Annotated in this window: 23 protein-coding genes and 4 tRNA genes; 20 read left to right on the top strand and 7 right to left on the bottom strand. The window is 45.9% G+C overall.

What is annotated here, in order from left to right:
* Positions 1-7: 7 nt before the first annotated feature.
* The 3 genes from CXL14_RS03665 to CXL14_RS03675 all read right to left on the bottom strand — a co-directional run bounded on the left by CXL14_RS03665 (position 8) and on the right by CXL14_RS03675 (position 3,807).
* Positions 8-1,429: a glycoside hydrolase family 68 protein gene (locus tag CXL14_RS03665; protein WP_014419358.1), complete on the bottom strand. Its 1,422-nt coding sequence runs from the start codon at positions 1,427-1,429 to the stop codon at positions 8-10.
* 346 nt (positions 1,430-1,775) lie between these two features.
* A complete protein-coding gene (locus CXL14_RS03670) occupies positions 1,776-2,687 on the bottom strand; it encodes a DMT family transporter (protein WP_278103941.1) in 912 nt (303 codons plus the stop codon).
* A gap of 190 nt (positions 2,688-2,877) precedes the next feature.
* Positions 2,878-3,807, bottom strand: coding sequence for a manganese-dependent inorganic pyrophosphatase (locus CXL14_RS03675; protein ID WP_004393053.1), 930 nt, complete (start codon positions 3,805-3,807; stop codon positions 2,878-2,880).
* 206 nt (positions 3,808-4,013) lie between these two features.
* Here CXL14_RS03675 and CXL14_RS03680 point away from each other — a divergent pair, with 206 nt between their 5' ends.
* Positions 4,014-4,385 carry a winged helix-turn-helix transcriptional regulator gene (locus tag CXL14_RS03680; RefSeq protein ID WP_007615010.1) on the top strand — a complete coding sequence of 124 codons (372 nt, stop codon included), beginning with the start codon at positions 4,014-4,016 and terminating at the stop codon, positions 4,383-4,385.
* A 36-nt stretch (positions 4,386-4,421) separates the two neighbouring features.
* Here the strand turns inward: CXL14_RS03680 and CXL14_RS03685 are convergent, their stop codons facing one another.
* The gene (locus CXL14_RS03685; RefSeq protein WP_025650095.1) at positions 4,422-4,907 is read right to left on the bottom strand and encodes a spore coat protein; all 486 of its coding nucleotides are present in this window, start codon (positions 4,905-4,907) and stop codon (positions 4,422-4,424) included.
* A 133-nt stretch (positions 4,908-5,040) separates the two neighbouring features.
* Here CXL14_RS03685 and CXL14_RS03690 point away from each other — a divergent pair, with 133 nt between their 5' ends.
* From CXL14_RS03690 to CXL14_RS03735, 10 genes are all read left to right on the top strand, one after another.
* Positions 5,041-5,193 (top strand): hypothetical protein, encoded by a 153-nt coding sequence (locus CXL14_RS03690; protein WP_004393059.1) that lies wholly within the window; start codon positions 5,041-5,043, stop codon positions 5,191-5,193.
* A gap of 243 nt (positions 5,194-5,436) precedes the next feature.
* Positions 5,437-6,372 carry a YybS family protein gene (locus tag CXL14_RS03695; RefSeq protein WP_014419355.1) on the top strand — a complete coding sequence of 312 codons (936 nt, stop codon included), beginning with the start codon at positions 5,437-5,439 and terminating at the stop codon, positions 6,370-6,372.
* Positions 6,373-6,402: 30 nt separating this feature from the next.
* Positions 6,403-8,382 (top strand): DHH family phosphoesterase, encoded by a 1,980-nt coding sequence (locus tag CXL14_RS03700; protein WP_007615000.1) that lies wholly within the window; start codon positions 6,403-6,405, stop codon positions 8,380-8,382.
* Positions 8,379-8,828 carry a 50S ribosomal protein L9 gene (rplI, locus tag CXL14_RS03705; RefSeq protein ID WP_004393063.1) on the top strand — a complete coding sequence of 150 codons (450 nt, stop codon included), beginning with the start codon at positions 8,379-8,381 and terminating at the stop codon, positions 8,826-8,828. Before CXL14_RS03700 ends, rplI begins: the two co-directional genes overlap by 4 nt.
* Before the next feature lie 140 nt (positions 8,829-8,968).
* Positions 8,969-9,532: a protein kinase family protein gene (locus tag CXL14_RS03710; RefSeq protein WP_014419354.1), complete on the top strand. Its 564-nt coding sequence runs from the start codon at positions 8,969-8,971 to the stop codon at positions 9,530-9,532.
* An 87-nt stretch (positions 9,533-9,619) separates the two neighbouring features.
* Entirely contained in the window at positions 9,620-10,276 is a 657-nt protein-coding gene (locus tag CXL14_RS03715; protein WP_017418490.1) for a PIG-L deacetylase family protein, read from the top strand.
* Complete coding sequence (locus CXL14_RS03720; protein WP_088056351.1) at positions 10,273-11,607, top strand: glycosyltransferase family 4 protein; 1,335 nt, start codon at positions 10,273-10,275, stop codon at positions 11,605-11,607. The genes CXL14_RS03715 and CXL14_RS03720 overlap by 4 nt, the downstream gene beginning before the upstream one ends.
* Complete coding sequence (locus CXL14_RS03725; RefSeq protein WP_021494623.1) at positions 11,597-12,784, top strand: carboxylate--amine ligase; 1,188 nt, start codon at positions 11,597-11,599, stop codon at positions 12,782-12,784. The genes CXL14_RS03720 and CXL14_RS03725 overlap by 11 nt, the downstream gene beginning before the upstream one ends.
* Complete coding sequence (locus CXL14_RS03730; RefSeq protein ID WP_088056352.1) at positions 12,777-13,832, top strand: phosphotransferase; 1,056 nt, start codon at positions 12,777-12,779, stop codon at positions 13,830-13,832. Before CXL14_RS03725 ends, CXL14_RS03730 begins: the two co-directional genes overlap by 8 nt.
* A 22-nt stretch (positions 13,833-13,854) precedes the next feature.
* The gene (locus tag CXL14_RS03735; protein WP_088056353.1) at positions 13,855-15,147 is read left to right on the top strand and encodes a glycosyltransferase family 4 protein; all 1,293 of its coding nucleotides are present in this window, start codon (positions 13,855-13,857) and stop codon (positions 15,145-15,147) included.
* Positions 15,148-15,227: 80 nt separating this feature from the next.
* On the opposite strand, the gene CXL14_RS03740 is transcribed toward CXL14_RS03735, so the two are convergent.
* Both CXL14_RS03740 and CXL14_RS03745 read right to left on the bottom strand, forming a co-directional pair.
* Positions 15,228-17,270 (bottom strand): ArnT family glycosyltransferase, encoded by a 2,043-nt coding sequence (locus CXL14_RS03740; RefSeq protein ID WP_088056354.1) that lies wholly within the window; start codon positions 17,268-17,270, stop codon positions 15,228-15,230.
* A gap of 163 nt (positions 17,271-17,433) precedes the next feature.
* The gene (locus CXL14_RS03745) at positions 17,434-17,577 is read right to left on the bottom strand and encodes a YycC family protein (RefSeq protein WP_014306172.1); all 144 of its coding nucleotides are present in this window, start codon (positions 17,575-17,577) and stop codon (positions 17,434-17,436) included.
* 118 nt (positions 17,578-17,695) lie between these two features.
* Here CXL14_RS03745 and CXL14_RS03750 point away from each other — a divergent pair, with 118 nt between their 5' ends.
* Positions 17,696-17,905, top strand: coding sequence for a hypothetical protein (locus CXL14_RS03750; protein ID WP_015418617.1), 210 nt, complete (start codon positions 17,696-17,698; stop codon positions 17,903-17,905).
* Between the two features lie 30 nt (positions 17,906-17,935).
* Here CXL14_RS03750 and CXL14_RS03755 read toward each other — a convergent pair whose 3' ends face one another.
* Positions 17,936-18,133, bottom strand: coding sequence for a DUF2188 domain-containing protein (locus CXL14_RS03755; protein WP_007407900.1), 198 nt, complete (start codon positions 18,131-18,133; stop codon positions 17,936-17,938).
* Positions 18,134-18,303: 170 nt separating this feature from the next.
* On the opposite strand from CXL14_RS03755, the gene dnaB reads away from it, so the two are divergent.
* The 8 genes from dnaB to walR all read left to right on the top strand — a co-directional run bounded on the left by dnaB (position 18,304) and on the right by walR (position 23,402).
* A complete protein-coding gene (gene dnaB / locus CXL14_RS03760; protein WP_004393100.1) occupies positions 18,304-19,668 on the top strand; it encodes a replicative DNA helicase in 1,365 nt (454 codons plus the stop codon).
* Between the two features lie 117 nt (positions 19,669-19,785).
* Positions 19,786-20,199, top strand: a complete 414-nt coding sequence (locus tag CXL14_RS03765) for a VOC family protein (protein ID WP_088056355.1) — start codon at positions 19,786-19,788, stop codon at positions 20,197-20,199.
* A 238-nt stretch (positions 20,200-20,437) separates the two neighbouring features.
* On the top strand, positions 20,438-21,730 hold the full coding sequence (purA, locus tag CXL14_RS03770; RefSeq protein ID WP_014419343.1) for an adenylosuccinate synthase: 1,293 nt from the start codon (positions 20,438-20,440) through the stop codon (positions 21,728-21,730).
* Between the two features lie 202 nt (positions 21,731-21,932).
* Positions 21,933-22,008: transfer RNA gene (locus CXL14_RS03775), tRNA-Lys, on the top strand.
* An 8-nt stretch (positions 22,009-22,016) separates the two neighbouring features.
* Positions 22,017-22,088, top strand: a tRNA-Glu gene (locus CXL14_RS03780).
* Between the two features lie 84 nt (positions 22,089-22,172).
* A tRNA-Asp gene (locus tag CXL14_RS03785) sits at positions 22,173-22,249 on the top strand.
* Between the two features lie 36 nt (positions 22,250-22,285).
* A tRNA-Phe gene (locus CXL14_RS03790) sits at positions 22,286-22,358 on the top strand.
* 336 nt (positions 22,359-22,694) lie between these two features.
* Positions 22,695-23,402 carry a cell wall metabolism DNA-binding response regulator WalR gene (gene walR / locus CXL14_RS03800; RefSeq protein WP_004393104.1) on the top strand — a complete coding sequence of 236 codons (708 nt, stop codon included), beginning with the start codon at positions 22,695-22,697 and terminating at the stop codon, positions 23,400-23,402.
* The last annotated feature ends 6 nt before the right edge of the window (positions 23,403-23,408 follow it).

A 23,408-nucleotide genomic window follows, 5' to 3' on the forward strand; every position in this document is an offset into this window, starting at 1 on the left:
GTTGTTATTAGTTGTTAACCGTAAGCTGTCCTTGTTCAAGGATACTGTTTTTGACAACGGATGTTTTCTTGTTTTTGATGTTCAATAAGAAGCTTGGCGCAAATGTTGCCTTTTTATCCTCAAAGAAGCCTCTGTTTGTCATGTAGCTTGTGATCACGACATTGTTGCCTTTGGCTTGCGGCACTGCGAAGTGAGAGTAAGTGAACGTCACATCGTTAGGATCAAGACCCATTTGCAGTACAAGACCAGTTTTGTTCAGCGGCTTGTAAGGACCTGTTAAAGAGTTTGATACATAACCAAGCATGTAAATATCGTTTGAGTTAATACCGTCGATCGTCATTTTTGAACCGCGTGAATCAGTGAACAGGTACCATTTGCCGTTCATTTTGAAAACATTCGCGCGCTCGATTTCATCAGTTACCGTGTTTGAAGTGATCAGCGGCTTCATGACTTTTTTCAATGTGTAGTCATCGTTTAACTCTACGATACCGAGGGCGCCGTTCGCTAATTCAGCATCGCGTTTTTTAGCACTTTGCTGAAGCTTCTGACTTTCTTTACGGAAGAAGTTTGTGCTGCCGCCGTAGTACGCTTTGTTAAATAAAGATTCTTCGCCTTGGTATCCGTTATCTGTTCCCGTGTTGGCTTCGAATACAAGGTATTTATGGCCTTTGTCTTCAACGTAGTGAGGGTCTCTCAGCGTGTGGTTGTCGCCGGATGTATAGTTCCCTTCATCGATAAACTGCTGAACGTTTTGATATGTTTTTCCGTCGCCGTCAAAAATCGTTTTATGATCTTCCACTCCGTTGATCTTGAGCGTGTCATCAGATTTTGACACATTTACCTGCGCCGTTGTCAGGCTTTGTTTACCGTAATGTGTACCGGAAAAGTCAGTGTAGAATAAACGGATTTTTCCGTCAGATGTAAAGGTTGCAGAACCGGACCATTCTTGTGTCTGTTCTTTCAGGATTTCATCGTTGGCGTCGAACTTATCGCTGTCTTTAAAGACACGGCCCGCGTTTTTCCAGCTGTCGATCGAGTTGTCGCCGACTTTTTGATAAAACATGTAGATGGATGTGTCATCAGCGTCTTTCGGGCTTCCCGCTAAAGCAAACACGACGTGATAGCCGTTGTATTCAGCTACTGTTCCGTCAGCGTTTTGGAGCGGCCAGCTGTCCCACACATCCAGTCCTTTTGCGGACTCGATATTTTTAATGGTTGATTGGTCGAATTGAGGCACTTGGTATTTTTCACTTTGCTGCTGTTTAGGGATCTGCAGCATATCATGGCGTGTGATATGAGAGACGCCGTACGTTTCTTTGTAAGGTTTTTGGGTATTTTCTTTCGCGAAGGCTTGAGTCGCTCCCCCTGCCAGAAGTGCAGTCGTAAAAGTTAGAACTGTGGCTTGTTTTGCAAATTTTTTGATGTTCATGTTCATGTCTCCTTTTGTATGTACCTTTTTTTGCGATCTGCCGATTCGATCCTCCTGCATCCATGGATGGCAGGTTTGTTACAGAAAAAAGACCTAAAATATGTAAGGGGTGACGCCAAAGAATACACTTTGCCCTTAACACATTTTAGGTCTTGCCTGCTTTATCAGTAACAATCCTGCATGATTTACTTGTCGACATCATTCTATTAGAGTCTGATTCTATTGACAACTGGTCTATTTTCCTCTTTTGGATGATAGTAAAATGAAAAAAGACCTTTTAATTTATGGGTAATTGAGACTAAGGTGTGCTCTGAGCCTGGGAAAAAACCTCTCTAAAAAAGAGAGGTTATTTTTTCTTGATAGATAATAAAGCGATGGTGGCTAAAATCAGCAAAGTACCCAGCCATTCTGATATTCCGAAGGGAACATGCAGCCAGATAACAGCTAAAAAAGCTGCCGACAGCGGCTCCGCACAGGCGAGCAGGCTGGTTTCAGAGGCACTCAGATATTTCAGGCTTTCCAAGTAGCAATAAAAAGCGATGAGCGTCCCGAAAATGATGATAAACACAATCGCGGCATATGCCGGCAAGGACCACTCGCCTTCAAATTTCCAGGGCGGGCGGATCAAGCTGAGGGCGGCTCCGCCGATCAGCATGCCCCATCCGACAATAATGGCCGATCCCCATTTCTTCAGCAGACGATGCGGCTGAAGGGTGTAAAACGCCAGTGCAAACGCCGAACTGATGCCCCAAAAGACAGCCAGACCGGATATGGACAGGCTTCCGACATTCCCGTGCGTGACCAAAATGAATGTGCCGGCAACCGCCAATAAGACGGCGAGAAGCTCTTTTGCTGAAGGAATTCTCTTTGCGCGAATCGCTAAAAAGCATGTAATGATCGCTGGCCCTAAATACTGAAGAACGGTAGCAGCGGCCGCGTTGCCGTACTCAATTGCCGCGAAGTAGGTGTATTGAACGCCTAACATTCCGAAAACCCCGAATAAAAGAAGGGGAATTCTGTCCCGTTTGTCTTTCCAAACAGCCCATATCCGTCCTTTTTCTTTGCGGTACGCGATGCCGAGCAGAAGCGCCCCTGACACCAGAAGGCGCACCGAAGTCAGCCATTCTGTATTAAAATGGCGGTGCTGGAACAGATACTGGGCAACCGTTCCCGAGACCCCCCATAAGATAGCTCCTGTCAGCACAAGCCAAATGCCTGTTGTTCGTGAATAAGAATGAGCAGCGTGTTTTTCCAGGATAGACCCCCCCCGATTCTGATGTTGTGATATCGACTTACAATAATTAGGAAAACGAACGCCTTTCATGTGATATATTATATATTGTATATCAAATCCCGTCAAAATGATTTTCGGAGAAAGCGCTTACGAAACGGCCGTCTGATGAATGAGCAATAAAAAAACACCCCGGCGGGTTTCCGGGGTGTTTTGGTTATTCTGCAATCGCGTCTGTTAAAACAGGAACGACTTGTTTCTTTCTGGATACGACGCCTTTTAAAAGAGCCGTGTTGTTTTCTAAAGTCACGTTGAATGCTTTTTCCACTTTTGACGCTTGATCACCGATGGCAAGCGCAAGGGAATCGTTTTCCAGAATATCCGTAATCACGAGAAGGAACAGGTCAAGGTTCTTCTCAGCAATTACTTTTGAAAGGGCCGCTTCTAATTCCGGCTGCCGCTTTTTCACATCTTCAATATCAACTGTGTTGACTTGGGCGATTTCGACTTTTTTGCTGCCGAGCGTGAACTCTTTCGCATCAAGAGAAATCAGTTCTTCCACCGTTTTTTTGCTTAAGTCGGCGCCCGCTTTCAGCATGTTTAAGCCGTACTCTTCCGCATCTACGCCGGCAATTTCAGCAAGCTCTTTTGCCGCTGCGATATCTTGCTCCGTGCAAGTCGGAGATTTAAATAACAGAGAGTCGGAAATGATTGCTGACAGCATGAGGCCCGCAATTTCTTTCTCGATTTTCACGTTATTTTCTTTGTACATTTTGTTTAAAATCGTAGCCGTACAGCCGACCGGCTCAGCACGGTAGTAAAGAGGTTCCGCTGTTTCGAAGTTGGCGATACGGTGGTGGTCGATAACTTCAAGAACCTGAACGTCTTCGATATCCTTGATGCTTTGCTGGCGTTCATTGTGGTCAACAAGGATGACGCCGTTTACTTCGTTTGCGGCTGTTTCCACCAAACGCGGGCTTTCCTGCTTGAAATAATCAAGCGCGTATTGTGTTTCGCCGTTGACTTGTCCGAGGCGGACGGGCTCAGCATTGAAGCCGAGTTTATTTTTTAGATCAGCGTAGGCAATGGCAGAGCAAATGGTATCTGTGTCTGGGTTTTGATGTCCGAAAATAAGAATTTTTTCCATAATAACTCCTTGTCCTTTTTTGTAGTGTAAACAATCTTTTTATAGTTTAACACGTCTTGAGGAGGGTGTAATCTTCAAAACCTTAAAAATTGATGTGAAAAAGAAGCATTTTTGTTGAGAGTTGGGGAGGGTTGCGAGTAAAATACTGGGTAAGTCAGATGCTAATCAGCATATAGTATCAAAAAAGGTACTATGGAGGATGAAAAATGAACATATATCCGAATAAAGAAGGTTGTCCGGTTGAACTGACGCTTTCCGTTATCGGCGGAAAGTGGAAGGGTATTTTGTTTTATCATATGATCGGCGGAAAAAAGCGGTTTAATGAGTTTCGGCGCATTTGTCCCAGCATTACGCAGCGTATGCTTACGCTTCAGCTTCGCGAGCTCGAGGCGGACGGCATCGTGCATCGCGAGGTATATCAGCAGGTGCCTCCAAAGGTGGAGTATTCTCTTACCGAATTCGGCAGGTCGCTGGAACCGATCGTTTTGCAAATGAAGAAATGGGGAGATGCCAACCGGGAGTTTCTCGAGGCATACCGGGAAAAAACGTCTCCTCAAGATCAGTCCGCTCAAAAATAAGAAGCAGCAAAGGATTAAATTCCTTGCTGCTTTTTTTTATTTCATCGCGATGGCCTTTCTGGCGTTGCGCACGTCATTCTTCAGCAATTCGCTCAGGTTGTAAGCCGGATATTGACCGCGTTCTTCCATATACTCAAAGACCATTTGGTGCCACTTGATGGACGCGTTTAAGTGCTTGACGAAAACATGTCTTAATTGAGGTGTGGCCGTCTCTGTAATGGCTCCGGCGTAATTGCGGACAGACGTTTTGGCCAGAATGAGCAGGCCGCCGCTGTAAAAGGAAGAATCAGCGCGCTCTTCTGTTTCATCCTCGCGAAAAGCGGGAGCTTCAGGGAAGAAAGGAAGCAGTTCACGCAGATTTTGTTCGAGCGAATGGATGGAAAATCTGTAAAGCTGTTTTAATCTGGCATCGCTTACGTCCCGCTCTGTTCTTTTTAATTTCACAAGTCCGTTTGCCTGGAAAGCTACTAACTCATGCAGTTCTAACGTTTCATGCCATGCTAATGTTCTCCGCTCAGTCATGGTGTAAGAATCTCCTTTATCCTTCATTTTCACTTTCAGCATATGCCCCGGTCCCGATGTTGTTCCTGATGTTTTGAAGTTTCCAGAAAGGGAAACTCAATGTAAAGGAAATACGAAATAGAGGTGAAACTATATGTGGGACATGATAAAGAACTTCTTCCTTTTCAGCAGCGGGGTTTTGCAGGCGACCACTCTCTTACTTATCGTTATCGTCTTGTTATATGTACGAAAAACCAAAAAGAAAAACAGAGATACTTCTGGTTTCATGGATGATCAGGATCACTGATACAACGGGCATTCTTTCACTGGGATGTCCGTTTGTCTGTTTTCATGTTTCACATGGAACATTGCGGCTGTCCGCGCTCATTTTACTTGCGATTTCGACTTATGTTAAAATATATACGTGTATTTTGGAGAGTTTATGGAAAATTCAGGTCTTGAAAGAGACATTGCGGCGTCAAAAGAGCAGTCGTCTAAGCTGCTCTTTTCTATTCGTATGTTCGAATGATACAAGGTTTGAGGTGAGTAAGTGAAAAATACAAGGGCTCTATTAGAAGGCGCCATTTTGATCAGTATTTTTGCAATCATTTCCCTTTTGGTCGTGTACCTTCCTTTACTGGGAGCAATTCTTCTCTTTGCTTTGCCGCTGCCGATCATTCTTTACACCATTCGGCACGGTCTGAAGCCCGGGGTATGGATGGGGCTTGCCAGCCTTCCTGTCAGCTTTATTGTAAGTTCGTTTACCGGGCTTACAGGCGCTTTTACGGCAGCCTGTACGGGAATCGCCATGGGATATTATTTTAAAAAGAAACAGCCCGGCTATGCGGTTGCTGCCGGCGCTATGGCGTATGTGCTGTGCGGCGTCGTTTTTTTTGTGGTCAGCATCGTGTTTCTTAATATGAATGTGATCGATACCACCATGTCCCAGCTTCGGGAGTCGATGTCTTTAGCAGAAACCATGTCAAAGCAGCTCGGTTACGGAGATCAGTTCGGGAAGCAGATCAAGCTGATGGAAAGTCAGCTGAGCACGGTTCAATATCTTTTTCCGACAGTGCTCGTATTGACCGGCATCGTTTTTTCTTTCCTCAGTTATGCTATGGCAAGGCCGCTTTTACGGCGATTTTCCCCTGATCTTCCGAAGATGAAGCCTTTTAGAGAGCTCAAACTCCCGCAAAGCGTTGTCATTCTGTATTTTATTGTGACGATATTAGGGTTTCTGCCTTTAGAAAAAGGGCATATGCTGTATTCGGTTTCATTGAATGGGGGATTTATTCTCAGCTTGCTGATTTGTATTCAAGGGTTAGCGTTTATTTTTTTCTATTGCCGCGAAATGGAGATGCCGAAAGCCGTTCCTGTTTTAGCAATTGTGCTGGGTGTGCTTTTTCCGCTCATCTTGTCCGTGTATCTCCTCTTAGGCATCATTGACATAGGCTTTAACATAAGAAATAAGGTGACGCGAAATTGAGTGTGACTTACAGGTGGGGAGTTGATAGAAATGCCTAGTTTTTATGAAAAACCGTTGTTTCGGTATCCCATCTATGCATTGATTGCATTGTCAATCATCATAATCCTCATCAGCATTTACTTTAACTGGCTGATAGGAGCCATCGGCGTTGTGCTGCTCGCCGTGATCTTGTTTTTCATTAAGCGTGCGGATTCTCTGATCAGAAAAGAAATTGACGATTATATCTCCACGTTATCGTATAGATTGAAAAAAGTAGGCGAAGAGGCATTAATGGAAATGCCTATCGGGATTATGCTGTTTAATGACCAATATTACATTGAGTGGGCGAATCCGTTTTTGTCTTCCTGTTTTAATGAAAGCACGCTCGTCGGACGCTCGCTGTATGACACATGCGAGGCCGTCGTGCCGCTGATCAAGCAGGAGGTCGATTCGGAAACGATCACCTTGAATGAGCGGAAGTTTAAAGTAGTGATTAAAAGAGATGAGCGCCTGCTTTATTTCTTTGATGTGACAGAACAGATTCAGATTGAAAAGCAGTACGAAAATGAGAGAACCGTGCTGGCATATATCTTCTTAGATAACTATGATGACGTCACACAGGGGCTGGATGACCAAACGAGAAGTACGATGAACAGCCAGGTCACCTCATTATTAAATGCGTGGGCGCAGGAGTACGGCATTTTCCTGAAACGGACGTCCTCGGAGCGGTTTATCGCGGTGTTAAATGAACACATTTTAACGGAGCTTGAAAACGCGAAATTTTCGATTTTGGATGAAATCCGAGAAAAAACAGCCGTTCACACTGTATCTTTGACCCTCAGCATCGGGATCGGCGCATCGGTTTCTTCCTTGAAGGAGCTTGGAGATCTGGCGCAGTCCAGCCTCGATTTGGCTCTCGGCCGCGGAGGCGACCAAGTGGCGATCAAAATGCCGAACGGCAAGGTGAAATTTTACGGCGGCAAAACAAATCCGATGGAGAAGCGCACAAGGGTGCGCGCCCGGGTGATTTCTCACGCGCTCAAGGAGATTGTCTCAGAAAGCAGCAATGTCATTATCATGGGGCACAAATTTCCTGATATGGACGCAGTCGGAGCCGCAATCGGAATATTGAAGGTGGCGCAGGCCAACGGCAAAGAAGGCTACATTGTCATTGATCCGAACCAGATCGGATCAAGCGTTCAGCGCCTGATTGAAGAAATTAAAAAATATGAAGAGCTGTGGTCGCGGTTCATCACGCCGGAAGAGGCGATGGAAATTTCAAATGATGACACGCTGCTTGTCGTCGTTGATACACATAAACCGTCCCTTGTGATGGAAGAGCGTCTCGTGAACAAAATCGAGCACATCGTTGTGATTGACCACCACCGCAGAGGCGAGGAATTTATTAAAGACCCGCTGCTCGTTTATATGGAGCCATACGCTTCATCCACCGCAGAACTCGTGACGGAGCTACTTGAATACCAGCCGAAGCGGCTCAAAATCAATATGATTGAAGCGACGGCCCTGTTAGCTGGTATAATAGTGGATACGAAGAGCTTTTCCCTTCGCACGGGCTCGCGGACGTTCGACGCCGCATCTTATTTGAGAGCGAAAGGCGCAGATACGGTTCTGGTGCAGAAAGTTCTCAAAGAATCCGTCGGTTCTTATATCAAGCGGGCGAAACTGATCCAGCATACGTCTCTTTATAAAGAACATATCGCGATTGCTTCTCTTCCTGAGAACGAAGAGGAGTACTTTGACCAGGTGCTGATTGCGCAGGCGGCTGATTCCCTCTTATCGATGAGTGAAGTGGAAGCTTCATTTGCGGTAGCCAGACGGGATGAGCATACGGTGTGCATCAGTGCGAGATCGCTGGGCGAGGTCAATGTGCAGATTATTATGGAGGCGCTGGATGGCGGAGGGCATTTAACCAATGCGGCAACCCAGTTATCGGGCATTTCTGTCTCAGAAGCGCTCGTCCGGCTGAAGGAAGCCATTGATGAATATTTTGAGGGAGGCGTTCAGAGATGAAGGTTATTTTCTTACAAGATGTAAAAGGTAAAGGAAAAAAAGGCGAAATGAAAAACGTAGCAGACGGTTATGCACATAACTTTCTCATTAAAAAAGGCCTCGCTGTCGAAGCAAATGCGACAAACATCAGCGCATTGAAAGGACAGAAAGAAAAAGAGAAAAAAGAAGCGATTGCCGAGCTTGAAAGAGCGAAAGATTTGAAAGAAACGCTTGAACAGCTGACTGTTGAGCTGAGTGCCAAATCCGGTGAAGGCGGCCGTCTATTCGGATCTGTCACAAGTAAACAGATTGCAGAAGCGCTGCAAAAAACGCATAAGATTAAAGTGGATAAACGGAAACTGGAGCTCCAAGACGGTATCCGCACACTGGGATATACAAACGTTCCCGTAAAGCTGCACCCTGAAGTTCAGGCTGTGCTGAAGGTTCACGTAAAAGAAGAAGCGTAATACACAATGAAAAACCCGCCGATCCGGCGGGTTTTTTTCATGTCAGCAGACGTCGCAGCGCAAGAAAATGAGGAGATTGTTTCATTTCCGATCGTTACGGATTGAATATTATATTACATCATGACGAAGGATGTGTCGGTATGAAACGATTTTTTTCTGAAACATATTTTAATTATCCGGAGAATAAAAAAGCGCTGAATCAATATCCGCTGATCGGAGACGGAAAAGATGGGGAGGTCTATCGCTTAACACACAACAAATGCGTAAAATATTTTTTTAAAAAAGAGACATGTAAGAAGGAATTGGAAGCTTTAGAGCTCGGATATGGTTCACCGGTGATCCCGAAACTGTATGAATACGGAGATCATTATATTGTGATGGAATACGTCAAAGGCACCTCCCTTGCGCGCCATATCAAAAAAGAAAAATCCCTGTCCGTCAAACTGACAGCTGATATTTTAAACATGCTGGATGAATTAAAAGATATCGGTTTTGCCAGATGGGATGCCGAAATCAGGCATATTCTGATCAACGAACAAGGTGAACTTAAAGTGATCGACCATAAAAGAGCCTTTTCGACCGTTACCCGAGTTCCCGTAAAACTATTAAAAGGACTGGACAAATACGGCTTGACGGATGAGTTTTTGAACACCATAAAAAAATTAAATCCGTCACGCTACCGGGAATGGCGAAGGGAATTGTAAGTTTCTGAAAATCCGCATATGTAAGTTTCCTTTTTTTAGGGTCGTCATATGATATTTGTAACATTTGTTTGGTGGAGTGTGGAAAAAATGGGAGAATATATTATGGTTATCGGCGCTCATCCCGACGATGAACTATTGGGATCAGCGGGCACCATAAAACGGCTGATCAATGAAGGATATAAAGTGATTTCCATTATTACAGCATTAGGAAGAAAAGAAGAAGCTCATCATATTAAACAATTGGGCGAACGCGCGAATCAAGAGCTAGGAATTGAGAAAGTCATCTTTTTGGAGCATACGAATTTAGAGCTGGAATGTATCCCTCTTCATAAGCTTGTCAAAGAATTAGAACAGCTCATTCGCGTCTATCAGCCTGAAAAAATCTTTACACATCATTACGGCGATGTCAATATGGACCACCAGAGAACGTTCCAAGCAGTTTTAACAGCCGCCAGACCGCTTCCGAATCAAAAGCCTATCGAACTGCTTACGTTTGAAACGCTATCTTCAAGCGAGTGGGAGAGGAATACGGCTGATAAACTCTTCAAGCCTAATTACTTCGTTAATATCACAGACACAATGGATGCCAAACTCGCGGCGCTTCACCACTATGACGTAGAAATGAGGGATTACCCTCATCCCCGTTCATATGAAGGCGTTACACATTTAGGAAGAGTCAGAGGGATGACGGCGGGTGTGGAATACGCTGAAGCTTTTGAAGTCGTGCGGAGGATCTGGAAATGATCAAGACATTTTCCGTCCCGTATCCGTATATGATTCAGACGCTTGACCGCTATTACGGGGTCAAAGCGCACCCGCAAAAAAAGACGGCAGTAAAGACTCAGATGAAACATGCACATCATATTCCGCGATTATACGGAAAAAAACAGAAGTTATCCATTTTGATTGCCACGTTTTGGGACTACCCGCACACGGGCGGTTTATCAAACTATATTAAAACGCTTAGTGAAGGACTGAAAAAAAGAGGTCATAAGGTGGATGTCATATCCCCCAATCAGTTTCCTTCCGCACAGGTAAAAGAATTGCGGGCGGATGTTGTTCCGAAATTAAAAGATTTCTTTAGTGACAGATACGGGGATTACAGTGATCATATTTTGAAGAATAATCGGCTGATGTTTATATACGAGCAAATGCTTCAAAAGATTCATTTGGAAAAATATGATGTGTTTCATGCTCAAGATTTATTTACAGCCAATATATTGGGCAGGTTCAACCGTATTTATAAAAAACCTTTGTTTTTTACACCGCATGGCATGTTTACTTTCAACAGACTAAAATTTCACATTTTTAAAAAAGGATCGGTAGAAGAGTTTTATTATAAAAAACTAGAGATGAAAGCCATTGAATACGCAGATCGCCTGATTATTATCAGCGATACGTTCCGCAGCCCGCTCATGAAGCTCGGAGCCGAACAGGAAGACATGGCAACGGTGATCACAGGAATCGATTACGATGCAAAAACAGGCGGGAAAAGAAAAACCCCGATACCGAAAAATAAGACCATCATCGCGTGTATTGCAAGATTAGGCCCGAGAAAAGGTCACAAATATTTACTGGACGCACTTTCGAGAATTCCGTCTGATGTACTTGAACATGTTGAAGTGCTGATCGCGGGCGACGGAGAGATGAGGAGCGCCTTAGAGGAACAGGCTCGAAAACTGAATCTATCTATGGTCTCCTTTTTAGGAAAAAGAGATGATGTTCCCGCTATTTTGAATATGACGGATATATTCGTACTGCCGACCATTAATGATAGTCTGCCGATTTCGATTATTGAAGCGATGTTCAGCGGCTCGGCTATCATCGCGACCGATTGCGGGGGTATTCCGGATCTGATCCGCCATAACAAAACGGGACTTATTGTCGAGCCGGGAAATGCAAAGGTTCTTGCCCGGGCTTTAGCGTTTTTTATCTCTAACAAATCTGCGCGGGAGAAGGCTGCTTCAAACGCAAAGGCCTACGCGGAGAAATATTTAAGCAGTGAGACGATGATAAAAAATATCGAATCGATTTATCAAAATACCAACAGCTCGGAGGGAGATCATGAAACATGAACATGCAGCCGTTGTACTTGATTTCAGTGCAAACGGGATTGGGATCATTCGCAGTCTTGCCCGAAGAGGAATCGATGTTTACGCGTTTGACACGGAGGGACCTTATCGTATCGGAAAATCAAGATTGGCAGATTGCGGGATATGTCCCAGCCCTTTAACAGAAGAGGAAGAACTGCTGACATTTCTGACTGATTTCGGGAAGCGATTCCAAGCAAAGCCGGTTCTGTACGCAGGATCTGATGATTATGCGGGATTTATATCTAAATTCCGCGAGACATTAGCCGGTTTTTTTTTATTTTTGCTCCCGAGCCACTCTCTGTTAGAAACGGTCTTAGATAAAAGCAAAGCATATGAATTAGCGGTCAAGCATCACATCCCCTGCCCGAAAACCTTTTTTCCGAACAACCAGGATGAGCTGGAAGAAGCCATCGCCAATATTGACTTCCCGTGTATTTTAAAACCGGTGGCCGGCCATGAATACAGAAAAAAAGTAAACAAAAAAGCAATTGTAATGAAGGATGCAGCACAATTGCGCAAGGAGTTCAGCTCCTACAGAGAAAATGGAGAACTGCTCGTGCAGGAGATCATCCCCGGAGACAACCAGTGTTTTTATAAAGTCGCCACTTTTTATGATGACCAAATGAAATTAATGGGCCTATTCTCTCTGCAAAAGAACCATCAATTCCCTGCTGATTTTGGCGCGGGGGCCCACGTCGTCAGCAAACGGCTTCCTGATTTAATCGAAAAGACCCTGCCGTTTTTTGAAGCGATTCAGCTGAAGGGAGTAGGCATGGCGGAATTTAAAAAGGATCCCCGGGACAATGTCTACAAGTTTATCGAAATTAATCCGCGCTTTTGGCTCAGCCATAGCCTGACAGAACCGGCAGGCGTTCATTTCGTTTACATGTACTATCTGTATTTGACCGGGCAGCATGTGAAGCCCCAGCTCGAACAAAAAGACGGAATCAACTGGATTTATGAGGTGCGTTATTTCTTAACGTTTTTGAAGAAACGAAAAAGAGGAGAAATGACGTTCCGGGATTTTTGGAAAGGGTGTAAAGGAAAAAAAGAGTACGCTCTTTTTGCTTGGAATGACCCGATGCCATTTATCAGAAACACTTGGTCTCATCTCAAAAACAGCTGGAAACGGAAGCGGAAGGAAGATCGGCATGTATGAAAAGGAGATTTTGTATGGCGCATTTCAAAAACTGAGAATTGACGAAAAACTGTCGTATTCGTTCGGTGAAAGGGCTGCGGTGAATCCGGATGACATCACATGCCTGAAATCGACGGACAGAAGCTCCATTTATAAACTGTTTGTAAAGAAAAAATCCGGCACTGTTCCGCTGATATTGAAGGTATATAAATCTTCCCGTGAAAAAAACAAGGTCGAGATTAATATATACGGGAAAGCCCGTTCTGTTTTAGGGGATTTGCTGCCGGATATCTATCTTATAGAAGAAAGTGACCATGAAACGTGGATATTTATGGAGTTTGTCAGCCAGATCAGGGGACAGCTTACATTTCACCCGAAGCATTTCAAGTATATTATTCCGTCTGTCGCAGAACTGCACAGCCGCACCTTTGAAAACAAGAATATTTCTGACGGTAAATGGCGGTCGTGGCTGCCGGTATATGAATCGGAAACCATGAGAAAAGGGCGTAAAAAGCAGATCAAAAAGACAGCGGAATTTTTGGATAGAGCTCTTAAAGATGAGCGCACAAAAGATATCGTGAAGCCTCATTATCGGCAAATCACAAACTTGCTTGAGCAAGAGGAGCCGGATTTTTTCCCTGAATTGATACAAAACGGCTCAGCCATCACACACGGTGATCTTCATATGCAGAATATCTGCACCCACGATGCGTCCGGACATGAACCGTGGGATATTCAATTCATCGATTGGGAATCCGCAAAATACGCGCCGGTTTGGTTTGATATGACGGTGCTGGTTGAAATTCTGCTTGGTTTCAGAAAAGATTGGAGCCGGCACGCAGAAGATATTCGGACGTATTGCGTAAAAGTGTATACGAAAGAAATGAAAAAGCGGGGCATTCATTTTCAGACCCCTCCTATGACGCTTTATAAAATGGCTTATTTGCAGAGAACACTTGAGAAAGGGCTTCATACCCAATTGCGGAGAATCTTCGACAATCGGGGAGGAGAACTGCTGCCGTATCATGTTGACAAAGTGTCAAAATGGGGACGGGAATTAGGATTATAAGTTTGAGAGAGGGGGAGCGGATGTGAAAGAAGAGATCGGCAAGCCGAACGGTCTGGTGCCTCTTGCCTTATTGCGCGTCATGGATCAATTTTACGGGATCGAATATCAAGGTGAGCCAGAGATGCTGTATTCGTTCTGTGCGGAAGGAAAAAGCTCCCCCAAACGAAAAAAGCCATTGCGTATTCTGTACGCAACCTTTCTCCGTTACCCGAATGTCGGAGGGTTGGCGAGTTATATCACATCAATTAAGACGGGTTTTGAGCGCATCGGTCATCAGGCGGATGTCATCTCGCCGCTCCAAATGCCGCCATCTTTTTTTCAGGAAGATATCCCGCGGGCCGCTGACGAGATCAGAGCGTTTCTTGTTGGCAGATACGGCGCCGCAAACGAGAAGTTTGTGAAGAATCTCAGCTATTTACATGTCTTTCAAAGATTTTTGAAGGAGAAAGACTTAGAACAATATGACCTGTTTCACGCGCAGGATTTATTTGCGGTATTTTTGCTGGGATACCTTAATCAAACGTATCAGCGTCCTCTTTTTTTCACGCCGCACGGACATTTTACGAAAAGCCGGATGAAGTTTCATAAAATCCAAAAGGGTTCAATAGAAGAGGCATATTTCAGTGAAATAGAAAGGCAGGGTATTCGGGCTTCGGATAAAATCATTACAATCAGCGACTCCTTTCACGAGCCCTTGCTGGAGTACGGAGCGAAGGAGGCTCAGCTGACGACTGTTCATACCGGCATTGACATTCAGGATGCCCCTGAGTCCAAATGTGCTGAAAAGCTCGTGATTGCGTGCGTTTCCCGTCTGACCGAGCGAAAAGGACATGATGTGCTGCTGGACGCTCTCGCCCGCATCCGGCACCATTTATCCGGAGTTGATATATGGATCATCGGAGACGGAAACATGAGAGGGTTTCTGGAAGAAAAGAAACGGAAACTGGGCCTCTCAAATGTGTTTTTCTTCGGAAAACGACGTGATGTGCCGGCGCTTTTGGCTGAATCATCTATATTTGTCCTGCCGACATTGAATGATAATTTCCCTATAGCGATCATCGAAGCGATGTTCTCAGGTCAAGCCATTGTCGCAACTGACTGCGGAGGAATCCCTGAGATGATCCGGCATGAGGACACAGGGCTTATCTGTCAGCCCGGCAACAGCCGCGAACTTGCTGATGCTCTCGTAATGCTGATTACGGATCAGTCTCTCAGGGAACGGCTTGGAAAAGAAGCGCGCTCCTATGCCGGCCGTCATCTGCGTCAGGAACTGATGGTTTCAAAAATAGAAAGTATTTATCAATCATTTTTCTGAATGATACCGGCGCCGCATGGCAGGTGCTTCCAAGAGCAAAATAAAGAGGCCGGTGTTTAACTATCCAGCCTCTTTGCGAACTATTTTTTCATCTCATACAGAGTCTGCTGACTTTGTCCGCCCGGGCCGCCTGTCATTCCTTGCCGGGCTGAGGTTGTTTTTCCGGTGCTGTATTGGTCAGCTGAGATTTTTGTGCCGTTCTTTTTAATCCATGAGACAAGCTTTGTGTTGCCTGAACTGTTTCCGGATAATAAGAAATACTTCACTTTTCCATCATCAACAAGTTTTTTCAGCTGTGAGACGGTTAAAATCGGATCGGTTCCGTTAAAGCCTCCGAGTGCCATGACTGATTCATTCGTATGGATGATATAAGGCGCCGCAGTCACCGTGGTGAGCGTTGCAAACAGATATTCCTCACCTGTCTGATGCTTTTTCAAATAAGACAGCAGGCCTGTATCCACTTCAGAGGTGAACATATTGCCGCCGTTTGAGCTTTTCAGCTGCGGACCGGATTCGGGTATGACGCTGTTTCCGCCGTAAAGGATCGGCGTGGCTGACCAGTACAGCGGCGTGAGCATCAACACACACATGGTGATCACGGTCAGTTGTCTTCCGAACGGCTTGTGTTTCATCACAATGAGGGCAATGACAGTGCCGAGCCCCAACAGTCCGAGGATGTACATCCAAGCGCTGCCGATCTGGTTTGTATACCCGCTTACGATGAAGACTTGAAAACCGGCGGTGAGAAAGACACCCGCAGGCAGCAGCCAGCCCGTCCAGCCTTTATTATGCTTGTATAAATCATATAAGGCCCGCCAGCCGATTCCGGAAAGGGCTGCGATCGGAGGCGCCAGCATGATTAAGTAGTACGGATGGAAAAAGCTTGCGATGCTGAAGAAACCGGCGGCAGGCACAAGCCATGCTGTCCAAAACATCGTTTCTTTCATTTCCTCCGCTTTTTTCCGGCGGTTTCTGTACCAGCTTATGACGGCGCCGAACAAACCGGTGAGCGCAAAAGGCAGCATCCAGCTGATTTGCCCCGATAATTCAGATTGGAAAAGCCTGAGCGCACCCGGGGTACCGTTGCCGTACATGTTCATACTCATGCTTTTTCCGCCGCCGGGGCCTTGTGAGCCGCCGTTTTGTGCCGGAGGAGTTCCGCTCCCTTGCGGTAAGGCCGCGTTCTGTCCGGATGGCTGCCGGGGCATTTGAACCTGCCCGTTTTTTCCCTGAGGAGCGCTGCCGCCCATTGCCGGGCTGTTCGTTCCCGGAGGCTGCATGCCCATCCCTTCCTGCATCACGCTTTTTCCGCCGGTCATGCTGCCGTGAGAGAGGCCCGTCGTCTGCCCGAGCAGCCTTTCCGTCCCGTTATACCCGAATGCCAGCTCCAGCACGGAGTTTGTCTGGCTGCTGCCGATATAGGGGCGGCTTGATGCGGAAATGGAATCAACGGCTGCTGCCCATGAGACGGAGAGCGCCAGGAGAACGGCTGAAGAAGCGAGAAGTGAGATCAGTTTTTTCTTAATGGATGTGTGTGATGCAATGAGATAAAAAAGCAGAAAAGCCGGAAGCACGATGTAGGCCTGCATCATTTTCATATTAAAGGCAAGACCGACAAGTGCGAATGCGGATAAGAGCCAAATGATTTTGCCGCGTTTCACCGCGCGCATCAAACACCAGGAACCGAGAAGCAGTGTAAAGACGAGCATGCTGTCGAGATTATTCGTCCGGCTGACGGCCGCCGCAATCGGCGTCAGCGCCATGACAAAAGCGGCGATTCTGGCCGCGCCCGTGCCGAACGAAGGCTTTATCATGAAATACAGCAGCAGAACGGAACCGAGCCCCGCCAAAGCCTGAGGAAGAATCACGCTCCATGTATGTACGCCGAAGACCAAAGCGAAAATCGTTTGAATCCATAAAGCGACAGGCGGTTTGTCTACCGTGACAAAGCCGGACGGGTCAAAGGATGCATAGAAGAAGTTGTGAAAGCTTTGCGTCATGCTTTTGACGGCAGCCAAATAATACTGGTTGGCGGCATCATCCTGCCAAATGCCGTACATATTCAAAGCCGCCGCTGCTGATAAAATACCGATAAGAACGATGTCCAGTCGTTTTGTTTTCAATGGTTTCACCTCTTTTGTGACCCCATTGTAAAAAATAAATATGAAAAAGTTATGAATAAATGATAACGATTCAAAGAATGTTTTACCAAAATTTTCTTCACGAAAAAAAGAGGCGGAAAGCCATCGCTTCCGCCTCCCGCACATATATATGAGAGAGCAGCCTTTATTTGTGATCGTTCTCTTTTTGGATTTCAGCTAATTTGGCAAGCAGAATGTGCTGAGGCATGTGCATGATTCTCTCAAGCGGCATATTCAGTGATTCTGCGAGTTTTTGCGCCGTTTCGGCGGAAATTTGCAGCGGTTTCATGTGATCACTCCTTCCGTTTCTTTATTGTACTAAAATCAGAAATCTATCGTAAGAGGATATGACAAAGGAATGGAGGTTTGAAAAGCGGGGCTTTATAACAGAATGGGGGAGGTTTTTTATGCAATCGCCATTGATGTTATTACAGCTGAAGCTGGCTGATTATCAGAAAAAAGCCGCAGAACTGCGGACAATTGACGAATTTATCATACTGAAACAGACATTGCAGGACATGATGAAAGTATTCGCCGCCTGTGAAGAATGGGAGCTGTATCAAAAAACGGCCGATCTCATGGCGCAGACGGTGCTGCACATCCGTTTCATCGAATAAGAAAAGCCCTCGCTCGGGCGAAGGCTTTTCTTAAAAGGACCGTTCTTCTTCAATGTTTTTATGCTGATCATAAATGACAAGCTTAGACGGACTGTTCTCTTTAGCCGTCTGCTCCGCTTTCTCGATCGCCGCGTCCTTCGATGTATAAAGAGCCGTCGGCGCCACATTTTCCACCTTCACAAACCATCCGTCCGCATCAACACTGGGTGTTACTGCATATGTTTTCATCCTTCTTACCTCCTGGTTTCGATTTATTTATCAGTTTCCCGGCATTCAGAATGGCGAAACACGCAGCCGCTGTTTAACAAATACAGGGAAAGCGATATTTTTCTATTCTTTTTCTTGAGAAATGGTAAAATGGAGTTTGGATATTTTTTAAGGAGAGGACGGTGCTTAGCATGACAGACCTTCTGAATGATCGGCTGCCGCCGCAAAACATAGAAGCTGAGCAGGCCGTGTTAGGTGCTGTTTTTTTACAGCCGTCTGCGTTAACACTGGCTTCTGAAGTGTTGATTCCGGATGATTTCTACAGAATGTCACATCAAAAAATTTACAATGCCATGCTCGTGCTCGGAGACCGCGGTGAACCGGTTGATTTGGTCACGGTAACGTCAGAGCTTGCGAATACCGATTTGTTAGAAGAGGTGGGAGGCGTCTCTTACCTGACGGACATCGCGAATTCCGTTCCGACAGCGGCTAATATAGAATATTATGCGAAAATCGTTGAGGAAAAATCCATTCTCCGCCGTTTAATCAGAACGGCGACCTCGATCGCTCAAGACGGGTATACGCGCGAGGATGAAGTTGAAGATTTATTAAGCGATGCGGAAAAAACGATTATGGAGGTCGCGCAGCGAAAAAATTCGGGCGCCTTCCAAAATATTAAAGACGTGCTTGTGCAAACATACGACAACATTGAGCAGCTTCACAACCGGAAAGGCGATATTACCGGGATTCCGACCGGTTTTATCGAGCTTGACCGGATGACAGCGGGGTTTCAGCGGAATGATTTGATTATTGTCGCGGCCCGTCCGTCTGTGGGGAAAACAGCGTTCGCCTTAAATATTGCGCAAAACGTGGCCACCAAAACGGATGAGAGCGTCGCGATATTCAGTCTTGAGATGGGTGCCGAGCAGCTTGTCATGCGTATGCTCTGCGCCGAAGGGAATATTAACGCCCAAAATCTCAGAACGGGAAATCTGACGGAAGAAGATTGGGGCAAGCTGACGATGGCGATGGGAAGCCTGTCAAACAGCGGTATCTTTATAGATGACACCCCCGGCATCCGCGTCAGCGAAATCCGTTCAAAATGCCGCCGGCTGAAGCAGGAAAACGGATTGGGCATGATTTTAATTGACTACTTGCAGCTCATTCAGGGAAGCGGCCGTTCAAGCGACAACCGCCAGCAAGAGGTATCGGAAATTTCACGGGCGCTAAAAGCGCTGGCGCGGGAGCTTGAAGTCCCGGTCATCGCCCTGTCTCAGCTCTCCCGGGGTGTTGAGCAGCGGCAGGATAAACGTCCGATGATGTCAGATATCCGTGAGTCGGGAAGTATTGAGCAGGATGCCGACATCGTCGCCTTCCTGTATCGTGATGATTACTATGATAAAGAATCCGAAAACAAAAACATCATCGAAATCATTATCGCCAAACAGCGTAACGGCCCGGTGGGCACCGTCTCACTGGCTTTTGTGAAAGAATACAATAAGTTCGTAAACCTGGAACGGCGCTTTGATGACGGCGGTGTTCCGGCAGGTGCGTAAAGCCTCAAGCAATGTCTTGAGGCTTTTTTTCATCCGAAAGAATGAGAGAATGCCGTCCGTTCGGCAGACGAAATAAAGAAAGCGCTTTTATATAATGGCATTAAGGGAGGAATGATGATGACAATGGAATTTCCGCAATTTCAAGCGGCGCAAATCCGGATTGCCCGGCCGACCGGACAGCTCAAAGAAATCATCAGGTTTTATGAAGAGGGCCTCGGACTGAAGAGGATCGGCAGCTTTTCCGGACATAGAGGCTACAGCGGTGTCATGTTCGGCCTGCCCCATACGCAATACCACTTAGAATTCACCGAAGAAACCGGTTCGTCTCAGCCGGCACCCGTTCCGCACGGCGACAGCCTGCTTGTCTTTTACATCCAGGATCAGCAGGAGGTCATTCGCATCAGCACGAAATTAAAGCAGATGGGATATGAGGAGAAAGCACCCGAAAATCCGTACTGGGAAGAAAAAGGCGTGACCATCGAAGATCCTGACGGCTGGCGGGTCGTCCTGATGAATACAAGCAGCATATAAATGACTGTCTGAAGAACCCTGATTACGGGTTCTTTTTCTTGTTAAAGCATGAAAGTTTCGGGAGTAATAGATAGCAAATGAAATAGAAAACGCTTTTAATCATGTTTAAGGCGAACAAATATAGATTGATAAGATTTAAATGTTCGGATTTACGATTGACTTTCTGTTTCGGCACTGATACACTTAATTTGTTTGAATGAGATATCGTTTTGAAAGGTTAACGGAGGTGCACGGATATATGTCTTCAGTAGTCGTAGTAGGTACGCAGTGGGGCGATGAAGGAAAAGGTAAAATTACAGATTTCCTATCAGAAAATGCAGAAGTGATCGCACGTTATCAAGGCGGAAACAATGCAGGACATACCATCAAGTTTGATGGAGTCACGTACAAGCTTCATTTAATCCCATCAGGAATTTTTTATAAAGATAAAGCGTGTGTCATCGGGAACGGAATGGTTGTTGATCCGAAAGCGCTCGTAACGGAGCTTGCGTATCTTCATGAGCGCAATGTGAGCACGGATAACTTGAGAATCAGCAACAGAGCCCACGTCATTCTTCCATACCATCTGAAACTGGATGAAGTAGAGGAAGAACGCAAAGGGGCCAACAAGATCGGCACAACGAAAAAAGGCATCGGACCTGCTTATATGGACAAAGCGGCGCGGATCGGCATCCGGATCGCAGACCTGCTAGATCGTGACGTGTTTGCAGAAAAGCTTGAACGGAACCTTGAAGAGAAAAACCGTCTGCTTGAAAAAATGTATGAAACGGAAGGCTTCAAAATTGAAGATATTCTGGATGAGTATTATGAATACGGCCAGCAGATTAAAAAGTATGTATGCGATACATCCGTCGTCTTAAATGACGCGCTGGATGAAGGCCGCCGCGTTTTATTTGAAGGCGCTCAAGGGGTTATGCTTGATATTGACCAAGGGACATACCCGTTTGTCACTTCATCCAACCCGGTCGCCGGAGGGGTGACGATCGGTTCAGGCGTAGGCCCGACAAAAATCCAGCACGTCGTCGGTGTATCTAAAGCGTACACAACCCGTGTCGGTGACGGTCCTTTCCCGACTGAGCTGAAAGATGAAACCGGGGATCAAATCCGTGAAGTCGGACGCGAATACGGCACAACGACAGGCCGTCCGCGCCGTGTCGGCTGGTTTGACAGCGTTGTTGTCCGCCATGCTCGCCGCGTCAGCGGAATCACAGATCTTTCTCTGAACTCAATCGATGTGCTGACTGGCATTGAAACATTGAAAATCTGTGTCGCTTACCGCTACAAAGGTGAAGTGATTGAAGAATTCCCGGCAAGTCTGAAAGCTCTCGCAGAGTGTGAACCGGTATATGAAGAAATGCCTGGCTGGACGGAAGATATCACAGGCGCAAAAACATTAAGCGATCTTCCTGAAAATGCGCGCCATTATCTGGAACGCGTATCTCAGCTGACAGGTATTCCGCTTTCTATTTTCTCTGTCGGTCCCGACCGTTCACAAACGAACGTCATCCGCAGTGTATACCGCGCTAACTAAGAATTTGCAGCAAACAAGCCTCCGGTCACGGAGGCTTGTTTTTTTATGTAGGAAAAAAATAATAGTTTTTTTTCAAAAAAGTAGTTGCCACTTTCGAATGTTCTATGATATTATAAATCTCGTTGTTACGGAACAGCTTCAATAGAGTACTGCAAGAAAGCTTTTGTCTGAATGCTCTATGATACATAATCCGACACATCAAGAGCCATTAGCTCAGTTGGTAGAGCATCTGACTTTTAATCAGAGGGTCGAAGGTTCGAGTCCTTCATGGCTCACCACTTTTTATGGCCCGTTGGTCAAGCGGTTAAGACACCGCCCTTTCACGGCGGTAACACGGGTTCGAATCCCGTACGGGTCATTGATTTACTTTAGCGTTATTGCTAACTCCTTATTTGTCCTCGGAGGGCCGCCACGATACGGCTCTCCGGACAAATTACTGTAAGGTCCGGTAGTTCAGTTGGTTAGAATGCCTGCCTGTCACGCAGGAGGTCGCGGGTTCGAGTCCCGTCCGGACCGCCATTTTACTTTACTTTATAGTATAGAAAAGAAACATCTGGCTCGGTAGCTCAGTTGGTAGAGCAACGGACTGAAAATCCGTGTGTCGGCGGTTCGATTCCGTCCCGAGCCACTTACCCAAACGCATCTGCAATAGTAGGTGCGTTTTTTCTTTTGTTATAAAAAAGGGAGAGCCGGCTTTTCAGCCGGCCCAGAAGAAGACGTCAAACACTAGACGGCGTTTTTTTTCGTGAGGTTTCAAAAAAATATTATTTTTTAAAAGAAAATAAAAAACATGACAAAAGGATGGCAGTTCAATACGTTTTTGCGCTGTTCTCTTTAATTTTTTTATCTTTTGACCTGAAACCGTTATAATAGACGGGGAACGTTTTTCACGATCCGAATTGTGATCATCATGAAACATCAATAGATGAAATGAAGTCATTCTGGCAGGAGGAAAATCAAGATGATGGATAAGAAAATCCTTGTAGTCGATGATGAAAAACCGATTGCAGATATATTAGAGTTTAATTTAAGAAAAGAAGGCTATGACGTGCATTGTGCGTACGACGGAAACGAAGCCGTGGAAATGGTGGAGGAGCTTCAGCCTGATTTAATTCTTTTAGATATTATGCTTCCGAATAAAGACGGAGTTGAAGTGTGCCGGGAAGTCCGGAAAAAATATGATATGCCGATTATTATGCTGACGGCAAAAGACTCGGAGATTGACAAGGTCATCGGGCTTGAAATCGGAGCGGATGACTATGTCACGAAGCCTTTCAGCACGCGTGAGCTTCTGGCCCGCGTCAAAGCGAACCTGCGCCGCCAGCTTACGGTTGCGCCGGCTGAGGAAGAATCAGCTTCTAATGACATTCATATCGGTTCTCTCGTCATCTTCCCTGACGCTTATGTCGTATCAAAAAGAGAAGAAACGATCGAGCTGACCCATCGTGAGTTTGAATTGCTTCATTACTTAGCCAAACATATCGGACAGGTTATGACGCGTGAGCATCTGCTGCAGACTGTGTGGGGCTATGACTATTTCGGTGACGTGAGAACGGTGGATGTAACAGTGCGCCGTCTCCGTGAGAAAATCGAGGATAATCCGAGCCATCCGAACTGGATCGTCACAAGACGGGGTGTCGGTTATTACTTGAGAAACCCTGAACAGGACTAACCGGCG

This window comes from Bacillus sp. SJ-10, from assembly GCF_002843505.1.
In the GTDB taxonomy this organism is placed as follows: Bacteria; Bacillota; Bacilli; order Bacillales; family Bacillaceae; genus Bacillus; species Bacillus velezensis.

Excerpts from the sequence above, each read along its gene's own strand:
- CXL14_RS03665 (WP_014419358.1), bottom strand. The coding sequence starts at position 1,429 with ATGAACATCAAAAAATTTGCAAAACAAGCCACAGTTCTAACTTTTACG.
- CXL14_RS03675 (WP_004393053.1), bottom strand. The coding sequence starts at position 3,807 with ATGGAAAAAATTCTTATTTTCGGACATCAAAACCCAGACACAGATACC.
- CXL14_RS03680 (WP_007615010.1), top strand. The coding sequence starts at position 4,014 with ATGAACATATATCCGAATAAAGAAGGTTGTCCGGTTGAACTGACGCTT.
- CXL14_RS03685 (WP_025650095.1), bottom strand. The coding sequence starts at position 4,907 with ATGACTGAGCGGAGAACATTAGCATGGCATGAAACGTTAGAACTGCAT.
- CXL14_RS03690 (WP_004393059.1), top strand. The coding sequence starts at position 5,041 with ATGTGGGACATGATAAAGAACTTCTTCCTTTTCAGCAGCGGGGTTTTG.
- CXL14_RS03700 (WP_007615000.1), top strand. The coding sequence starts at position 6,403 with ATGCCTAGTTTTTATGAAAAACCGTTGTTTCGGTATCCCATCTATGCA.
- rplI (WP_004393063.1), top strand. The coding sequence starts at position 8,379 with ATGAAGGTTATTTTCTTACAAGATGTAAAAGGTAAAGGAAAAAAAGGC.
- CXL14_RS03710 (WP_014419354.1), top strand. The coding sequence starts at position 8,969 with ATGAAACGATTTTTTTCTGAAACATATTTTAATTATCCGGAGAATAAA.
- CXL14_RS03715 (WP_017418490.1), top strand. The coding sequence starts at position 9,620 with ATGGGAGAATATATTATGGTTATCGGCGCTCATCCCGACGATGAACTA.
- CXL14_RS03720 (WP_088056351.1), top strand. The coding sequence starts at position 10,273 with ATGATCAAGACATTTTCCGTCCCGTATCCGTATATGATTCAGACGCTT.
- CXL14_RS03725 (WP_021494623.1), top strand. The coding sequence starts at position 11,597 with ATGAAACATGAACATGCAGCCGTTGTACTTGATTTCAGTGCAAACGGG.
- CXL14_RS03730 (WP_088056352.1), top strand. The coding sequence starts at position 12,777 with ATGTATGAAAAGGAGATTTTGTATGGCGCATTTCAAAAACTGAGAATT.
- CXL14_RS03745 (WP_014306172.1), bottom strand. The coding sequence starts at position 17,577 with ATGAAACCGCTGCAAATTTCCGCCGAAACGGCGCAAAAACTCGCAGAA.
- CXL14_RS03750 (WP_015418617.1), top strand. The coding sequence starts at position 17,696 with ATGCAATCGCCATTGATGTTATTACAGCTGAAGCTGGCTGATTATCAG.
- CXL14_RS03755 (WP_007407900.1), bottom strand. The coding sequence starts at position 18,133 with ATGAAAACATATGCAGTAACACCCAGTGTTGATGCGGACGGATGGTTT.
- dnaB (WP_004393100.1), top strand. The coding sequence starts at position 18,304 with ATGACAGACCTTCTGAATGATCGGCTGCCGCCGCAAAACATAGAAGCT.
- CXL14_RS03765 (WP_088056355.1), top strand. The coding sequence starts at position 19,786 with ATGACAATGGAATTTCCGCAATTTCAAGCGGCGCAAATCCGGATTGCC.
- purA (WP_014419343.1), top strand. The coding sequence starts at position 20,438 with ATGTCTTCAGTAGTCGTAGTAGGTACGCAGTGGGGCGATGAAGGAAAA.
- walR (WP_004393104.1), top strand. The coding sequence starts at position 22,695 with ATGGATAAGAAAATCCTTGTAGTCGATGATGAAAAACCGATTGCAGAT.